Below are 16,412 nucleotides of genomic sequence, written 5' to 3'. Positions count from 1 at the left end.
ATACTCACCACTTTACTGTTTACTTTTCTCAATGTTACGCAAATGTTCTGCATAAGTCTTTGCAAATAAATGAGACTGTGTGCCGTCTTTCTTGGTTACATAATAGAGAAATTCAGTTGTCTCAGGATGCAGCGCCGCCTCAATTGAAGCGATACTTGGGCTTGCAATCGGTCCTGGCGGCAGCCCCGCTATTTTATAGGTGTTATATGGACTGTCAATTTCCAAATCCTTATAATACAGCCGTTCCTTAGGCTTGTCCAGCGCATACTGGACGGTAGCATCGATCTGAAGAGGCATTTTCTCTATGAAAATGCGATTATAAATAACGCCCGCGACGATTGGCCGTTCTTCATCAACGACGACCTCTCGTTCCACAAGAGAAGCCACAGTGAGCAACTCATGAAGCGTTAGCCCTTTCTGCTTCATATCGGCTTCCCAGTTGGTCAGTTGTGTAATCTTTTTCTCCGTCTCCTGGAGCATACGATCTACAATTTGTTCAGCGGTGCTTCCTTTTTTCATCTCATACGTTTCTGGGAACAAATAGCCTTCAAGTGAATGCTTAATATTCGTATCCTTTGGAAGCTTCATTTGGAACGGCAGTCTCTCTGCATGAGCAGCAGCATCATCTATTGCGTTCATAAAATCAGACTGTTCAACGATTCCTTTACTGCTTAACTCCAGAGCAATCTGTTCTACCGTGTACCCCTCTGGAATCGTAAACCGAACCATTTCATCCTTAACGACGTTACCACTATTTAAGCTTGCGATGATATCCTCATAGTTTACCCCTGGTTGAAATACATATTTCCCAGCCATAAATTTGGAGCCTTCACCATTCATTTTTAAATACACTTTAAATAAGGCAGCGTTCTTAATAATACCGTTTTTCTCCAACTGTTCTGCAATGGCGCCTGTTCCTGATCCGCGCTCAATCAATACCTCAACAGCTTGATCCTGCTTAGCAACGGGCTGCATGCCATTCCAAACATACCACACGCCTCCTCCTGCAAGCAGTGTTAACAAAATGAAGACCACAAGTGCAATTTTAAACCCTTTCCTCATGACATCACTCTCCCACATGGAAAAAAGAGCGGTTGCTGCCGCTCTCTTTTGTAAGTTATTGAATTGTACAGAGATAGCTGTTATCCGTCAAGTTCTTCAGAATAGGCAAGCTCGTCAAATTGCTCCATAGCATCTTCCCATTCCTCGTCACTTTCGATCGTTTCCAGCTGCCAACCGCCTGCCGCATCTTCCGTAATACGAAGGACATCTGCATCCTCGTCACTGTCTACTGCTTGAACAACAGCGTACGCTTTCCCGCTGATCTCAAATTCCGCTAACAAATCAAATACGCGGCTTTGGCCGGATTCATCTGTCATCTCTAACGAATTGCCGTATGTTTGCGACAAACGATCAATAAGTGTAACCTCATGCTGTTCGCTCACCGTTAATTCTCCTCTTCGTTGTCCACTAACGTATTAAATGTCTCTTCTACAATATTCCACTCTTCCTCATCCTCAATAATAAAGAGCTTCAAATCTTCGCCGTCTTCTTCATAACGGAAAGCGTACACTTCATCCGCCTCTTCGTCCGCAGCGTCCACGGGCACAACCATCATGTACTTATTGTCAGAACCATCAACCTCAAACTTCATGATGACTTCAAATTCCTCTTCATTTCCCTCATCATCCGGGATATAAATGATTTCTGGTTCTTCATGTTCATGTTTGTCCTGTGTCATGTTCTAAACCCCTCACCTTCTAGATTGATAGTCGAGATATGTTTGTAAAATGATTGTAGCTGCCATCTTATCGACAACTTGTCTGCGCTTCTTGCGACTTACATCAGCTTCAATTAAGGTACGTTCCGCTGACACGGTGCTTAAGCGCTCATCCCATAGGTGAACGGGCAAGCCAAACGACTGCTTTAACGTTTCGGCGAATGACATACTGATCTCGCCACGAGGGCCAATCGAGCCATTCATATTTTTCGGCAGGCCAAGGACAATTGCCTCTACCTCGTGTTCCTTCACAAGGGTTTCCAGACGACGCATATCATCTTCGTCATTTCGACGTATGATAACTTCTAGCCCTTGTGCTGTCCATCCGAAGGCATCGCTAACGGCTACACCGATTTTGCGATCCCCATAATCCAAGCCAAGAATCCTCATCTTTGTCTCCTACTACTCATGTTTGCCAGTAAGCACCAGCATCCGGCAAACAACTAGCCGGTCTAACGATGGTGGTTCAAATAAAAACGAACCAATTCCTCAATCAACTCATCCCGCTCTTTCTTGCGCACAAGACTTCGAGCGTTATTATGACGCGGAATATAAGCGGGATCTCCAGACAGCAGGTAACCGACGATTTGGTTGATGGGGTTGTATTCCTTCTCTTGCAGCGCATCGTACACTGACAACAAGATGTCTTGACTAGATACTTCCTGCTCATCCGCTTTGACATTAAACTTCATCGTCTTATCCATTGGATTCATCGTCGACACCTCGCTTTACTCTTATCATAACACATACCCCAATAAACAAGAAAATATTCCATCTAAACCTTGATTCTTTAAAAACAGTTTGTGGCAAATTGATGAAACCTGAACTACACCTGCATCCATTGCAGAATGTCAGGCATAGTCCATTCACGCAAGCTCAAGTAATCAACTTCAGACTTAAACGCCCGCTTGGCTGCTGACAAGCTGTTCAACGAGCGCTAATGCATCCTGCAGCTTATCTGCATTTTTGCCCCCAGCTTGTGCCATATCCGGTCGTCCGCCCCCGCCTCCGCCAGCGACTGCGGCAATCTCTTTAATCATTTTACCAGCATGGAATCCTTGCTTCACTAGCTCAGGCGCTACAGATACTACAAAGTTAACTTTGTCTTCATGAGCCGCACCTAATACCACAATTGAATTAGGAAGCTTAGACTTTAATTCATCTGCAGTTGTCCGCAGCGCGTCCATGCTATTCGCATTAACAGCTGCTGTTAATACAGATACACCTGCAACAGTTCGAATCTGATCTGTCAATTGACCTGCTTCAATGCTGGACAACTTGGCATTCAAAGATTCATTCTCACGTGCTAATTCTTTCTCGCGTGTGAACATCGCTTCCACACGTTTAGGTACATCGTTGATGTTGGACTTTAACAATGCTGCCGCTTGTTTGAGCACATCTAATTGCTGCTCCATATATTCATACGCATGACGACCGGTTACGGCTTCAATTCTTCTTACGCCAGAACCAATTCCGCTTTCGCTAACCAATTTAAACAATCCAATTTCGGAAGTGTTAGACACATGACATCCACCACAAAGCTCAATGCTGTATCCTCCCACTTGTACGACACGCACCACATCGCCGTATTTTTCACCGAAGAGAGCCATCGCCCCCATCGCCTTAGCATCGTCGATAGACTTTTGCTCAATAACGACAGGCGTACCTTTCCAGATCTGTTCATTTACGCGGCGTTCAATATCTGCCAGTTCTTCTGGCTGTATGCTGCCAAGCTGTGTAAAGTCAAAGCGCAAGCGCTCAGACTCCACCAGAGAGCCCGCTTGGTTGACATGCTCTCCCAGCACGTCTTTTAACGCACGATGCAGCAAATGGGTTGCTGTATGGTTCTTGATAAGTTCCTCGCGTTCAGAACGATTAACAGCAGCCTCAAGCATGCTGCCCGAACGAAGTGTTCCAGCTTCTACTTTAACAATGTGAACATGCTGCCCATGAGGTGCTTTTTTCACACCAGTCACAACCGCCTGCAAATCTGACGCTGTTAGTGTACCATTGTCACTTACTTGACCGCCGCTTTCCGCATAAAAAGGAGTGCGATCTAAAATGACTTGAACCGTTGTTCCAGCAACAGCTTCCTCAACAAGCTCATCATCCAAAATAAGCGCCAATACATGGGCGTTGGTTACCAATTCATTGTATCCAACAAACTCACTTTTAGTCGTAAATTCTGCCAACGGGCCGCCTTGTACTTTCATGCTCTCCGACTCTTGACGAGCCGCGCGAGCGCGATCACGCTGCTCCTGCATCGAAGCGTCAAAACCCTCGCGATCCACAGTTAGACCATGCTCACTTGCATAATCTTCTGTCAGATCAAGCGGGAAACCGTACGTATCGTACAACTTAAACGCTTCTGGTCCGCTAATTTGGGAGCGACCTTCCTTATTCGCTGCCGCTGCCATCTCGGACAAAATCGACAACCCATCTGTTAACGTCTCATGAAAACGTTCTTCTTCGTTTTTAATTACTTTCTCGATAAATTCACGTTTTTCAACGACTTCCGGGTAGTACACACCCATCACATCGCCTACCGTTTTGACGAGTTCTACCATAAATGGGCGTTCAATACCTAGCATTTTACCGTAGCGTACTGCGCGGCGAAGTAAGCGACGAATAACATAACCACGACCTTCATTAGACGGCAGTACGCCATCGCCTACTGCAAATGCAACCGTACGAACATGATCCGAAATAACCTTAAAGGCAACGTCCAATTCCGGATTTGACTTGTATGCGATACCCGCAATTCGGCTCGTTTCTTCAATAATCGGCATAAAAAGATCCGTATCGAAGTTTGACTCTACATTTTGCAAAATGGAGGCAAAACGTTCTAAGCCCGCACCTGTATCAATATTTTTGTTCGGAAGTGGTGTGTAACTTCCATCTTTATTATGATTATATTGTGAAAATACTAAGTTCCACACTTCCAAATAACGTTCGTTTTCTCCACTTGGATAATTTTCAGGATCGTTAGGGTCACCATACGATTCTCCACGATCATAGAAAATCTCTGTACAAGGTCCACATGGCCCTTCACCGATATCCCAGAAATTGTCCTCTGTTTTTACGATATGATCAGCAGGTACGCCAATCTTCTCATTCCATAGACGGTATGCTTCTTCATCATCAGGATGTACAGTAACATACAACAAACTTGGATCAAAGCCGATCCATTCTTTGCTCGTCAAAAACTCCCATGCCCAAGTAATCACTTCTTCTTTAAAATAATCACCGATCGAGAAGTTACCTAGCATCTCGAAAAATGTATGGTGACGTCTTGTCTTGCCTACATTTTCGATATCATTGGTACGGATGCACTTCTGTGAATTCGCAATCCGAGGATTGTCAGGCTTAACACGTCCGTCAAAATAAGGCTTCAACGGAGCCATTCCGGCATTAATCCAGAGCAAGGAAGGATCATTATGGGGAACAAGCGACGCGCTTGGTTCAACATGATGCCCCTTGCCTTCAAAAAACGCTAACCATTTAGCACGAATTTCACTAGCTTTCATTTGGAATTCCTCCTATGTGAGCAAAAAATAAAAAACGCCCCTGTATATACAGGGACGATGTGTAATCGCGGTACCACCCTGGTTATCGCTGTGACTCACCATAAATGGTGTGTCTCCTCCTGTCATTGCAGTAGGGTCTCCAGATCGAATCCGACTGGAGAATAATGAGCGATCGCCTCAGCGTTAATAACGGAACGACCCGGTGAAGTCCATTCACTCTCCGAAACTAGCCTTCGGCTGCTCTTCATGGCAAGGATTCTCTCAGCCTGGCAGTTGATGACGTTCCACTTACTCGCACGCCTACATACGTATGAATACGTATTACTGCTTAGGAATCCCCTCTCTGATGTCAGGGCTGCTGCCTACTCGGTTTCTTCAACGATTTTGCATGTTGTATTCAAAATAATAGTATATCCAATCATGTTAGCTTGTCAAATATTCTGTTTACTTATTCCATACTTTCAAAGCCTATCGTTCTGAACATATGTAAGCCATTACATTAGACATCTATTTTACAAAATAAGAAGCCGTGTTACACAGGCAGGTTCAACCACCAAATACCCGCACATTCCGGTACCTGTTTTATTTGTTTCCGCAAGATCTCATCTGCCGTTGCATCTCCAAAAAACCATCGTGCTAGCCGCTCTGCTTGCTCCGTGCTTTCAAACGTATAATCTAATCGTATCCATTTATGAAAGAAACCATACTTCTCTACTAACTGCTCATAATAAGCGCTCAAAAATGTAGGCGGAGAAGGAACTTCAGTTCCTGTTCCCATCGTTTCCATAATGATGATAGTACCCCCTGGACGCACAACACGACGCAATTCCTCCATAACCTGCTGTAATTTCTCCTCCCAACAACTCTTTTGACAGTTGGAGTTTGCTATATAACATAAGCTCCAGCCTGCTACAATAAGATCTGCACTATCATCCTCAAGCGGCATCGATACATAATCTGATTGAACTATACGCCAGTTGGTCAATTCTAGTCTGCACAACTTAGATGAAGTAATCTGTAGCATGGCTTCAGAGGCATCAAGTGCTACAATAGTCTTTGCTTCAGGGGCCATCACCGTCGTTAATCGGCCTGTACCTGCCCCTACATCAATCACATCAAGACCTGCAAATGATCTAATTTCGCGGATAACTGAACCCACCTCGGGCTGTTTAGAAATCATAAGGTCATATTGAGCTGCATCAAACTTGTAAATATAATCATGCTCTGCCACTTCATTGCCTCCTCATCATCCTTATGGTTAGAACATAATAAGCATAAAGATTTACACTGCGTAAAGGTCAAGTATTGGATCTGCACGGTTTCCATCGATGTGTCCATGTTTTTAGCTTTATGTATACATGTCGTTGCATGGTCTTTATATAGGTGTGATTCAATCCTTCTTTACAGCCATATAAGCCATTTTAGCTTTAAAGCAGCTATAAGTAGCTGTTCTCTTTAATCTTCCTTAGCAACACTATCCCAATAACTCAGAACATCCAAATAGATTCGATACGAACACAATCCGTTTACATGAACTCACAAATCCTGTTACGCACGATCCGTTTATTCAAATTTATAAAACTGACTAAATAAGAATCGTTCGATCACCAAACATTCCTTGTTATGCAAATAGTTTAGTGAGACATCTTAGGTATGCACATTCTAACGTTTCACTAGACAAAAGAACGTATGTTCTGTATAATTCATTAGTAGGAACATACATTCTCATGATTGTTGTTATGTCACGCAAGGAGGCGACATTCAGTTGAAGGCACTCCATACATATGCTTCACTTGAACATTTCCTGCAGCACTTTCATAGTGAAGATGCTTGCATTCAGTACTTATTTCATCAGAAGTGGCCTGATGGTTATAGTTGTCCACGGTGCCAACACACAGATTGTTATACTATTGCCTCCCGCCGAATCCCTCTATATGAATGTCAATCTTGCTCACATCAGACTTCTCTCACCGTTTCAACAGTGATGGAGCGGAGCAGAACAACACTGCGCAAGTGGTTTACTGCTATCTGGTTCGTTTCTCGCAGCGATAAAGGTGTTAATGCTGTGGAGTTAAGTTCACTCCTTCACGTGACTTACAAGACCGCATGGTCTATGCTACACAAGATTAGACGTGTAATTTCCCAACATGACACCCAACATACACTGAACGGGCATATAGATGCTGCATTTACTTTGTATGGTCAATCACATCGGCATGTAGCCAGCACCGCCATATCCTCCAAACAACATCCCTTCATTACTGCTGTCAGTCATCCATTAGAGCGGAATAGTAATACTATGGTCAAAATGAAGTTAGTTTGTCGCGAATTGATTACGGGGAGACGATTATCCCCTATTGCTTATGAGCAGTTCGACACGCAGCATTCTTCCGCCAACAAGATTCGCTTTATTCCGTTAACTTCTTATCATCAGCGTACTCAAGCTGTCCCTATACAGAATTTAGCTAAGCACATGTCAACATGGCTAAACAATACTTTTCATGGTGTTGGTGCATTACATCTACAAATGTACCTAGATGAGTATTGCTATCGTTTGAACTTAGAAGCGCATCATATATCCACCTGGAGACATCTTTCCATGCTCTGTTGCCAAATTTGTTAAGTCAACACTTCACTTCAACATGCATCTAGCTCGAACGAAATGACTTATTTAGTTTTGGCGTTAAATATATTTTCTCGGTTATTTTCATTTTATGAGCCACTATGAAGTGCCTGTCGCTTGGTCTTTTGAGTAAATTAATTCGCTTATGATGGATCAAATCTGCCAATCCTGTAATATTCTTTAAATTTTGTCAGTCCATTTTGTATGTTCAGTTTGTCTGTCCCGTCTTTTTGATGCTGTTTTGTTTGCTCTGTTTTGTTTGCTCTGTTTTGTTTGCTCAGTTTTGTATGTGCAATGCTTTCTGATCAGCTCTGGCGATCCGGTTACATTTGTTCAGCTATGATGGATGGGGTTGCTCTGTTTATTCATATCCGCTTATTCATTCCTATTTAATCAACTATGGTAGATAGTTTCTATTTGTAAAGCGGGGCATTGATGGTGGATTAGTTTTATTAGGTCAGTTCCGACTGGTCAGTCTGTTAATTTATTTTTGTTAATTCCGCTTTGGTGGTTCGGTTATGTTTGCTCAGTTTACTTGGCACAGTATTATTTGCATTGGTTGTAAAAAACGTCATTTACAGCACTGTCTTAGCTTTTTTATGTGTGCTGATTTTACGATTTTACGTTTGTATGGTTGTGTGTTTATGTGGTTGTGCCTCTATGCGAATTTATGTTTGTATTTATCTATATTTCTACGTCTACATGTCTGAGATATTCACTCACGTGATAGACGGCCATCATATTCATCTCCTGAGCAAAAGGGATAGTGGAACTAAGATCACGAAACGGCACATACTTTACCATGGGAGAAAATCAAAGAAGTTCAAAACCAGTAACTAGGCTCTCAAATATAACTTACTCCCTTTATAAAGATCACCATAACCACAAAAAAAGAAGCCCCCATCATAATTGGAGCTTCTTCATCAATGAAATGAACTTTAAGTAGTTTTTCGCCTCACATAATAAGTAAACACATGTTGCAGTACTACCTTCATAGCCGCAAAGAACGGAACTGCCAATATTAAACCTGCTACTCCCGCTACTTCCCCCCCCACCAGCAAAGCAAATATGATGGCCAGTGGATGCATATGCAGTGTACGACCAACAACCTGTGGTGAAATGATATTTCCCTCGAGGATTTGGCATATGGTGTTTACAACAGCAACCATAATCATCATCTTGATTGATATTGTAGATGCCGCAATTAACGCTGGAGCAGCACCAAAATATGGCCCTAAATATGGAATAATGTTAAATACCGCAACAAACAGCGCCAACAGCAAAGCGTACGGCATTCCAATAATCAAATAACCGATATATGCCAACACCCCAATAATAACACATACGATAAATTGTCCTCGTATATAGTTTCCAAGCGCTGTATCAATGTCCTTAAACATCATAACCATATGCTTCCGATGACTTTTAGGCACATACGCAATCACAGTCCGTTCAAACACATCAAAATCTTTTAATATATAAAAAATCAGGAATGGAACAATTAGGGCTATAAAAAGCATGTTTAGTGTAGCGCCAATGTTGTCCATAAATTCAGATATACCCTTAGCCAACCTTTCCTCCAGAGCGTACATCCATGTGTTAACTCCCGAACGCACGGACGGTGGAAGCAGCGATGAACGATTTAAGCCGTTCATTAAATTTTCTGCTTTGGCGTTAATATGAGGCATTTGGGTATTTAATTCTTCCAATTGCTTCAACAACATCGGTATAACATTCATAAGTATAACGGTCACTGAAATAATAAACACCGCATATATAAGCAGTACAGCCATCGTACGTGGCACTTTGCGCTCGTTTAACAGTGTAACCACTGGGTTTAGCACATACGCTATAATCATCGCCAAAAAGAAAGGCGCAAGTATCGCCTTCAGAAAGTCATAAACTTCCCCGATCATTGGTCTTAACAAATAGAGCATATATAAAATGATAAGACCAAGCAGCACGTATATACCGCTGACAAACAATTTATTTTTCCATAATCGCTCCACTGCGCCTTCACACCCCGCTTCGGACATGCTCATACAGTAGAGTATATGTAGACTAGGGAAAAATTAACCCGATTGGTTCCCCATTCTTCAATTGCCAGATGCGTTGGTTTGCACTACCTCTATACATAAGCCCTGCTCGTTTTTTATCTAATTCGAACGGACCATCTACAAGCACATCAATTTCTCGTAGCAATTCGATCTTATCACGACTTGCGCCTTGCAACTGTTCAATGGTATACCCTGTATATGCCCAAATATGCTTACCTGCCGCACGAAGCTTGCGCGCCAATAGCTTCACTTCCTTCGCCTGCACAAACGGCTCGCCTCCAGATAACGTCACATCTGTTATAGGGTTAGAAAGAAGTTCATTTGCAATTTCATCTACTGACATCGGGGTCCCACCCATTAAAGCCCAGGACTGAGGATTATGACAACCTAGACATTGGTGGGGACAGCCACTAAAAAAAACAACAGACCGCAAACCGTCTCCATCCACCACGCTGTCATGAATAATATTCATCACATATAAGCTCATCTGTGCTTCACTCGTTGCGATTCTTCGGCACGTTTAGCTGAGTTCCATTTGTTCATATCACCAACCAAATATCCTGTAATACGTCGTATACGTTCAATATCGTGATCCGGTGCACCACATACCGGACAATCCGTTTCAATGATGGCTTGATGACCACAAGATCGGCAGCGGTCAATTGGGTGGTTGATTGAACCGTACCCTACGCCGTTTTCAGCCATTGCCCGAACCAGCTTATCTAAAGCTCTCGGATTTGCACGCGCACTTCCATCTAGTTCCACATACGTAATGTGTCCTGCATTACACAACTCGTGAAAAGGCCCTTCAATAGCGATCTTATCATACGCCTTCATCGAATAATAAACAGGAACGTGAAACGAGTTCGTATAATAATCACGATCTGTAATTCCTGGAATCAAGCCGTAATCCAGACGGTCCTTACGTGTAAATTTGCCTGACAGGCCTTCAGCAGGTGTGGCAATTAATGAGAAATTGTATCCCGTACGCAATATAGCTTCATCCATACGTTGACGCATATGGCGAACAATGCGCATACCCAACTGACGTGAATCCTCTGATTCGCCATGATGTGAACCCGTTAACTGAACGAGGGCTTCAGCAAGTCCGATAAAACCAATGCTAAGCGTCCCTTGTTTTAATACATCATGGAGTTTGTCCTGTGGAGCAAGGTTTTCACTCCCTCGCCACACCCCTTGTTGCATCAAGAAGGTAAAATCCTGTACCAGCTTTTCACCTTGGTACTTTAAACGATCCAACAGTTGACGTTCAGCAATATCAATTAAATCATCCAAGTGAGTCATAAATTCAGAGACATTATTCGACATCAAGGCTATCCGCACAAGATTAATAGAGGTAAAAGAAAGGTTGCCTCTTCCGATAGCTGTCTCTTGACCATTTACATTGCCCATCACACGTGTGCGGCATCCCATATAACAAGCTTCGCTCTCGGGAGTACCATCCTGATACTGAGCGTTAAACGGTGCGTCTAAAAACGCAAAGTTAGGAAATAAACGCTGAGCCGTCGTTTCCAGTGCAAGTTCATACAGATCATAGTTCGGATCATCTGATTGAAAATTAACACCCGACTTTACTTTAAAAATTTGAATCGGGAATATTGGGGTTTCTCCTTTCCCTAATCCTGCTTGCGTAGCCAACAGAAGTTGCCTTACTAGCATTCTGCCTGCGCGACTAGTATCCGTCCCGTAATTAATTGAAATAAATGGAACCTGACCACCACCGCGAGAATGCATCGAGTTGGCATTATGGATAAATGCCTCACATGCTTGGAAAGTATCTCGTTCCGTTAATTTCCATGCCTCCTGATCAATGTCAAACCCCGTTTGGAACGGAAGTGTACTTAAATATTTTAAATGTCTATCATGTGTTCGCGTAATGTATGGAGCAAGGTCGTAATCAAATAACGGGTACGCTTGACCTCCATGCTGCTGATTTTGATTAGCTTGCAATATAATAGAAGCCAGTGCCAAAGCACTCTTAATATCTTGTGGTTCCCGCATATGCCCATGTCCCGTGTTAAAACCACCTTTAAGCAGCTTTCCTAAAGGCACCTGACAACACGTTGTTGTACCTGTAGAATAAAAATCAAGGTCATGTGGATACAACAAATTTGCTGCGATCGCTTCTTTAGTCTCATCACTCAGAAGGTGCTGCATGACGTACCATCTCGAGCTTTCACTTGCCATTTTCCCCATAACTCCCATCGGAGAACGCCCATCTACATTTGCATTTTCCTGCATTAAATCGCGGTCTGAACCTTCCAATATACGGTCAATGGAAGATACAAGATCCAGTTCGTTCTCCGTAAACTTTACTATGCTCTGAACTCGTTGTTTGGAATTTGATTGTATATGTAGCATTCTTTGTTTGTCATGTGAAGTTATAATAGGAGCTAATGTCACTTTTATCGCCACCCTTTCGTTATAAACACAATATATAGTATGCATAATATTAAAAACATACAATATGTATAATGTCACACTTTTAATTTTAAACTTCAGCACAACAAAAAAACGCCTTATCCGGGCGAAAACAACCCAGACAGGCGCTAAACAACACTACGATATATTAACAACCATGTGACCATTTATGATGATGCATGTGTCTCAGGATAAGCAGAAGCACCCCAGTCATCACCAAAAAACAAATCATCCAGTGAACTCAATGTCCCGTCTTCTTCTACCTGATATACATTCATCTTATCACCGTTCACCGTTAATTCAATAAAACAACCCCAACAATAAAATTGATGGGAACCGATCTTGCCTATATCCTTGGAATTGCAGTTCGGGCATCGCAACATATTATTCACCATTCCGTCCATTAACAGATTTGATATACCGATCCAAGTAACCTTAAAGGTGACTTCCTGTGGGGTTAGCCAGATCAGACACTACAACAGTGTCTTGTCCTAATCGCATATGACGATTTGCCTCGTCCAACTGCCGTCTGCCTTCAAGCAGGTCTGCAAGCAATCCGTCTGAAATTTCCAGTCCTGTTATTGTATTGCCCAAATTTGGCTGAAAATAAACATCTGCTACCCATCCAAGTTGGTTTCCTTCTTGTGTTACGACCGGCAAATCTTTAACCCGTTCTGGACCTGTAAGAAAAGCGCGTGCCCGTTCTATGTGGACAGCTTCCGCTTCGCGGACCGCAAGACTATTCTCGATCATAATCGCGTCTTCACCACATGCCTTAATATCCTGCCAAGAAATAATGTGTCTAACACGTGAAAAACGCGTAGGTTCTTCTAGTTCCACATGTGTCATCAGCCAATCATCTGTAATCCAGACATCTTTGATCTTCGATACACGCTTCCCTGTAGCAATGTCATAAACAGGTAATCCTATCAATTCAAGCACTTTCATGAAAGAGCCTCCTTCGAGCGTCAGGCACTGCATCGCTCTCGGTTCTCTTTCCGTTCCTATGGAGACCCTACTGTCTACTACGGATACGGTGAACGATGGTTGCAATTCGCGTAACAACTTCCTGCGCTTCATTGATAGTATTGCCCAATCCGAAGCTAAATCGAACAGCAGTCTGTTGTCTTTCCTCCGAAAGTTGCATGGCACGCAGTACATGCGATACTTCCAATGAACCAGAAGTACAGGCAGAACCACTTGCCGCCATCACACCAAGCATATCTAAATTCATGAGCAGCTTTTCAGTAGGTATGTCCAAAAAGCTAACATTTAAAATATGCGGCAGCCTGACGTCCGGGTGTCCGTTCACAACTACCCGTTCACCTAATTCACGTTGCAATCCTTCCAATAGTAAAGTTCTTACTTGATGAATCTGCTGCAACTTTGCTTCACGGTGCTGCGATGCTTGAACTAACGCCTCACAAAATCCGACAATACCTGCTATATTCTCCGTCCCTGCGCGACGCTTGCGCTCTTGATTACCGCCATAAATAAGCGGTTGCCATGCACTGCCATGCCTTGCATACAAAAGCCCTATCCCTTTAGGCCCATTTATTTTATGGGCTGAGAAGCTGACCAAGTCTAAAGGAAGCTCTTGTAGCTTTATATCAATCATACCCAAGGCCTGAACTGCATCCGAGTGCATTAATATGCTGCGTTCACGAGCTAGAAGGCCAATCTCCTCAATCGGTTGCAAAGTGCCAACCTCGTTATTCCCGTACATCACACTAATCAGACAAGTGTTAGGCTGAATGGCTTGCTCTATCTGAGTAGTGGACACCATTCCATACTCATCAGGCTGGACAATAGTAACTTCAAATCCAAGCGATTGCAAATGCTCAGCAGCATGAAGAACAGCATGATGTTCAATTGCAGTCGTAATCAGATGCGGCATCCCTGAATGTCCCTGCTTATCCATACGCTGCTTTGCTGCCCACATCGCTCCAAATAAAGCTGTATTATCGCTCTCACTGCCTCCGCTAGTAAATATTAACTCTTGCGGAGAACAACCTAACTCTTGGGCTATCCTATCCCTCGCTTGCTGTACAACCGCCTTAGACTCACGCCCAAATGCATGGATGCTGGACGGGTTGCCATACACCATTTGCATGTTGGCAGACATTATTTCCCATACCGCCGGATGCAACGGTGTTGTAGCCGCATGGTCCATATAGATTCTTTCCATCTATGCCCCTCGTCTCTTCTCTGGATGATCCCATACTCGCCACAGTGATATTAGATGTAAAACATATAACTGTCTTGGCTTCCTTCATCCTTGTATTGAATAAGATCGTGTAATGTTGTGGAATCCAATACAGATGCAATACTATCTCTTATACGTATCCATAAATCTCGTTTCGCAGGATCATCTTCTTCCGTAAAATCAACCGGAGAGATTGGTCCTTCCAGCACACGAATAATTTCACCTGCGCTTAACGTCTCAGGCTCACGCGACAACACATACCCGCCATATGCGCCACGAACACTTTTAACAAGACCCGCGTTACGCAAAGGAGCAATAAGCTGCTCTAAATAATGTTCAGACAGTTGATTTTTTTCCGCAATACTTTTTAAGGATGTTGGCCCCTCACCAAAACTTCTCCCAAGCTCCATCATAATCGTTAGGCCATAACGTCCTTTAGTAGATATCTTCATATAAGCACCTCTAAAATGTTTGTTTTCATAAATTCATTGTATTCCTATATGCCACCCTGTATATCGTATCACAACTATCCACGTTATGGACAATTTTCTCCTTATCTATTCATAACAATCCTTGACAAGATTCAGACATTTCGGTATAAAAGGGCGATGTGTTACAATAAGGATAATTTTCAACGAAGAAAGGTACAACGGTGATGATGATGACAACAACTCCAGCTTCGACACGTGTCGTTGTCGGTATGTCCGGAGGTGTCGATTCGTCAGTGACAGCTTTGCTATTAAAGCAGCAGGGCTATGACGTAGTCGGCATCTTTATGAAAAATTGGGACGACACGGATGAATTTGGACAGTGCACAGCAGAAGATGACGCGGAGGATGTCCGCCGTGTCTGTGAACATATTGGCATTCCTTACTACACTGTCAACTTTGAAAAGCAATATTTTGATAAAGTATTTACTTATTTTCTTGACGAGTATCGAAATGGGCGCACACCAAATCCAGACGTAATGTGCAATCGTGAGATTAAGTTTGGCGAGTTCTTACAAACTGCTCTTGACCTCGGTGCAGATTATGTAGCTACAGGACACTATGCAAGAGTAGTGAATGACGAAGGTCAGTTTAAGCTGCTTCGCGGTGTAGACAATAATAAAGATCAGACTTACTTCCTTAATGCACTAAGTCAGCAGCAATTATCACGGGCGATGTTCCCCATCGGTCACCTGCCGAAGCCTGAAGTACGCCGCATCGCGGAAGAAGCAGGGCTTGCAACTGCAAAGAAGAAAGACAGTACAGGAGTCTGCTTTATCGGTGAACGTAACTTCAAACAGTTTCTAAGTCAATTTCTTCCTGCTCAACCAGGCGATATGATCGACATTCGCACAGGTGACGTTAAAGGAAGACATGATGGCCTTATGTATTATACATTTGGTCAGCGGCAAGGACTAGGCATCGGCGGTTCTGGATCAGGCGAACCTTGGTTCGTAGCGGATAAAGACTTAACCAACAACGTTTTGTATGTTGTCCAAGGCGATATCCACCCTAGTCTGTATTCTACAGGACTGACGGCAACAGGTGTTAATTGGATTGCCGGCAATATGCCGGAAGGTTCCATCCGGTGTACGGCGAAGTTCCGTTATCGTCAGCCAGACCAAGGCGTTACTTTAACATATTTGCCAGACGGGCAAGTGGATGTTCAATTCGACGTCCACCAACGTGCAATTACGCCTGGACAAGCCGTTGTATTCTACGACGGAGAAGTATGTCTCGGTGGCGGAACGATTGATAAAATACACAAACTACAAGCTGTTAACCAATAA

Annotated in this window: 17 protein-coding genes and 1 pseudogene; 3 read left to right on the top strand and 15 right to left on the bottom strand. The window is 43.3% G+C overall.

Features of this window, described 5'->3' with window-relative positions; all coding sequences use genetic code 11:
- Positions 1 to 12 precede the first annotated feature (12 nt).
- The 8 genes from mltG to H509_RS0109065 all read right to left on the bottom strand — a co-directional run bounded on the left by mltG (position 13) and on the right by H509_RS0109065 (position 6,538).
- Entirely contained in the window at positions 13 to 1,062 is a 1,050-nt protein-coding gene (gene mltG / locus H509_RS0109095; protein WP_028544813.1) for an endolytic transglycosylase MltG, read from the bottom strand.
- 80 nt (positions 1,063 to 1,142) lie between these two features.
- Positions 1,143 to 1,445 (bottom strand): DUF1292 domain-containing protein, encoded by a 303-nt coding sequence (locus tag H509_RS0109090; RefSeq protein ID WP_036696873.1) that lies wholly within the window; start codon positions 1,443 to 1,445, stop codon positions 1,143 to 1,145.
- A gap of 2 nt (positions 1,446 to 1,447) precedes the next feature.
- The gene (locus H509_RS0109085; protein WP_028544811.1) at positions 1,448 to 1,741 is read right to left on the bottom strand and encodes a DUF1292 domain-containing protein; all 294 of its coding nucleotides are present in this window, start codon (positions 1,739 to 1,741) and stop codon (positions 1,448 to 1,450) included.
- A 12-nt stretch (positions 1,742 to 1,753) separates the two neighbouring features.
- Positions 1,754 to 2,170 carry a Holliday junction resolvase RuvX gene (gene ruvX, locus H509_RS0109080; protein WP_028544810.1) on the bottom strand — a complete coding sequence of 139 codons (417 nt, stop codon included), beginning with the start codon at positions 2,168 to 2,170 and terminating at the stop codon, positions 1,754 to 1,756.
- A gap of 62 nt (positions 2,171 to 2,232) precedes the next feature.
- Positions 2,233 to 2,493: an IreB family regulatory phosphoprotein gene (locus tag H509_RS0109075; protein WP_028544809.1), complete on the bottom strand. Its 261-nt coding sequence runs from the start codon at positions 2,491 to 2,493 to the stop codon at positions 2,233 to 2,235.
- A 183-nt stretch (positions 2,494 to 2,676) separates the two neighbouring features.
- Positions 2,677 to 5,307, bottom strand: coding sequence for an alanine--tRNA ligase (gene alaS, locus H509_RS0109070; RefSeq protein WP_028544808.1), 2,631 nt, complete (start codon positions 5,305 to 5,307; stop codon positions 2,677 to 2,679).
- 122 nt (positions 5,308 to 5,429) lie between these two features.
- A complete protein-coding gene (locus H509_RS28545; RefSeq protein WP_281169722.1) occupies positions 5,430 to 5,555 on the bottom strand; it encodes a hypothetical protein in 126 nt (41 codons plus the stop codon).
- Positions 5,556 to 5,839: 284 nt separating this feature from the next.
- Positions 5,840 to 6,538, bottom strand: coding sequence for a class I SAM-dependent methyltransferase (locus tag H509_RS0109065; protein WP_028544807.1), 699 nt, complete (start codon positions 6,536 to 6,538; stop codon positions 5,840 to 5,842).
- A gap of 534 nt (positions 6,539 to 7,072) precedes the next feature.
- Here H509_RS0109065 and H509_RS28745 point away from each other — a divergent pair.
- Positions 7,073 to 7,255: pseudogene (locus tag H509_RS28745) on the top strand (transposase); the annotation flags it as partial.
- A 36-nt stretch (positions 7,256 to 7,291) separates the two neighbouring features.
- On the top strand, positions 7,292 to 7,930 hold the full coding sequence (locus H509_RS27180; protein ID WP_245596011.1) for a hypothetical protein: 639 nt from the start codon (positions 7,292 to 7,294) through the stop codon (positions 7,928 to 7,930).
- 938 nt (positions 7,931 to 8,868) lie between these two features.
- Here the strand turns inward: H509_RS27180 and H509_RS0109055 are convergent.
- The 7 genes from H509_RS0109055 to cymR form a co-directional block, all read right to left on the bottom strand.
- Positions 8,869 to 9,939 carry an AI-2E family transporter gene (locus H509_RS0109055; RefSeq protein WP_028544805.1) on the bottom strand — a complete coding sequence of 357 codons (1,071 nt, stop codon included), beginning with the start codon at positions 9,937 to 9,939 and terminating at the stop codon, positions 8,869 to 8,871.
- A 52-nt stretch (positions 9,940 to 9,991) separates the two neighbouring features.
- Positions 9,992 to 10,474 (bottom strand): anaerobic ribonucleoside-triphosphate reductase activating protein, encoded by a 483-nt coding sequence (gene nrdG / locus H509_RS0109050; protein WP_036696872.1) that lies wholly within the window; start codon positions 10,472 to 10,474, stop codon positions 9,992 to 9,994.
- Positions 10,471 to 12,369: an anaerobic ribonucleoside triphosphate reductase gene (locus H509_RS0109045; RefSeq protein WP_084159189.1), complete on the bottom strand. Its 1,899-nt coding sequence runs from the start codon at positions 12,367 to 12,369 to the stop codon at positions 10,471 to 10,473. Before H509_RS0109045 ends, nrdG begins: the two co-directional genes overlap by 4 nt.
- 227 nt (positions 12,370 to 12,596) lie before the next feature.
- Positions 12,597 to 12,812: a hypothetical protein gene (locus H509_RS0109040; protein ID WP_036696865.1), complete on the bottom strand. Its 216-nt coding sequence runs from the start codon at positions 12,810 to 12,812 to the stop codon at positions 12,597 to 12,599.
- Between the two features lie 52 nt (positions 12,813 to 12,864).
- Positions 12,865 to 13,377 carry a PRC-barrel domain-containing protein gene (locus tag H509_RS0109035; protein ID WP_028544801.1) on the bottom strand — a complete coding sequence of 171 codons (513 nt, stop codon included), beginning with the start codon at positions 13,375 to 13,377 and terminating at the stop codon, positions 12,865 to 12,867.
- A gap of 67 nt (positions 13,378 to 13,444) precedes the next feature.
- On the bottom strand, positions 13,445 to 14,617 hold the full coding sequence (locus tag H509_RS0109030) for a cysteine desulfurase family protein (RefSeq protein ID WP_028544800.1): 1,173 nt from the start codon (positions 14,615 to 14,617) through the stop codon (positions 13,445 to 13,447).
- 50 nt (positions 14,618 to 14,667) lie between these two features.
- Entirely contained in the window at positions 14,668 to 15,087 is a 420-nt protein-coding gene (gene cymR / locus H509_RS0109025; protein WP_028544799.1) for a cysteine metabolism transcriptional regulator CymR, read from the bottom strand.
- A gap of 209 nt (positions 15,088 to 15,296) precedes the next feature.
- On the opposite strand from cymR, the gene mnmA reads away from it, so the two are divergent.
- A complete protein-coding gene (mnmA, locus tag H509_RS0109020; protein WP_028544798.1) occupies positions 15,297 to 16,412 on the top strand; it encodes a tRNA 2-thiouridine(34) synthase MnmA in 1,116 nt (371 codons plus the stop codon).

The sequence above is a fragment of the Paenibacillus taiwanensis DSM 18679 genome (genome assembly GCF_000425125.1).
Classification (GTDB): domain Bacteria; phylum Bacillota; class Bacilli; order Paenibacillales; family Paenibacillaceae; genus Paenibacillus_B; species Paenibacillus_B taiwanensis.
Note: the sequence above shows the minus strand (reverse complement) of the source record. Positions and strands in the feature narration are given on the sequence as shown.